This window comes from Massilia sp. TSP1-1-2, from assembly GCF_049896185.1.
Classification (GTDB): domain Bacteria; phylum Pseudomonadota; class Gammaproteobacteria; order Burkholderiales; family Burkholderiaceae_D; genus Telluria_A.
Genome location: NZ_JAFCTU010000215.1, coordinates 1 through 551, shown reverse-complemented (window position 1 = coordinate 551; position 551 = coordinate 1). Strand labels below are relative to the sequence as shown.

Genomic DNA, 551 nt, shown 5'->3' with positions numbered 1-551 from the left:
GCCTGGCCGGCCTGGGGCTGATCCAGGCGCCGCGCATGGCAGCTGACGCTGTCGGCCAGCGCCGGCGCCGACCTGGGCAATGACATTGCCCGCAACCTGCGCGCGCTGGTCGCCAAAACGCCGGTGAGCGTTGGTGGCTGGACCGGGCAGGGCATCGCCACCGAAGACCCGGCCAGCGGCGCCGGCAGCTACCGCCTGAGCGGGGACGCCGGCAGCGCCACGGCAGCACTGTATCCGGTGGCCGGCATGGGCTGGCTGGCGATGGCCGCGCCCAAGCTGTCGGCAGGCATCCTGGCGCCGGTCGCCCAGGCCGGCCAAGCCATTGACGCCACCTTGGCAGCCATGCTCGACGAGATGGCCAATACCACCCGCTGGCGTTTCTTCCCGGGCCAGGCCGAAACACTCAATGGCCTGTTCCTGGCGCGCCTGGCGCAAGCGCAAAATGGTCAGCCATGCGACAGCGTCGCGCTGATCATGGCCGCCGACTTGAGCGCCGCCGCCGGGTTTGACCAAGGTAGCGTCACAGGTGCGCCGGTCATTACCAGCGCGCC

General features: G+C 70.8%; 1 protein-coding gene. It reads left to right on the top strand.

Going from position 1 to position 551, the window contains the following annotated elements; all coding sequences use genetic code 11:
* Nucleotides 1–123: 123 nt before the first annotated feature.
* The coding region (locus ACP7BV_RS27785) for a hypothetical protein (protein WP_426108147.1) at nt 124–551 on the top strand (428 nt) is incomplete at its 3' end.